Annotated in this window: 1 protein-coding gene; it reads right to left on the bottom strand. The window is 59.4% G+C overall.

Annotated elements, in window-relative coordinates; genetic code table 11:
• Positions 1 to 234: hypothetical protein (locus B2W52_RS16520; RefSeq protein WP_286803764.1), on the bottom strand; the 234-nt coding region annotated here is incomplete at both ends.

Genomic DNA, 234 nt, shown 5'->3' with positions numbered 1-234 from the left:
TCGCCATGCCCACGCTGTCCTGAACGCCGTAGCGACACCAGGTATTGCCAACGCAGGACTTCACGGTACGCAGTGACTTGCCATAGGCATGGCCGGTCTCGAACCCGGCGGCAATCAGTTTTTCCCAGATCTCTGGCAACTGGCTCAGGGTGGCACCGAACAGGTCCACGCGCTGGCCACCGGTGATCTTGGTGTACAGATCGTATTGCTTCGCCACCTCACCCAGCACAATCA

This window comes from Marinobacter sp. UBA2498, from assembly GCF_002341575.1.
In the GTDB taxonomy this organism is placed as follows: Bacteria; Pseudomonadota; Gammaproteobacteria; order Pseudomonadales; family Oleiphilaceae; genus Marinobacter; species Marinobacter manganoxydans.
The sequence above is the reverse complement of the archived record's forward strand: the minus strand, read 5'-3'. Positions and strand labels throughout refer to the sequence as shown.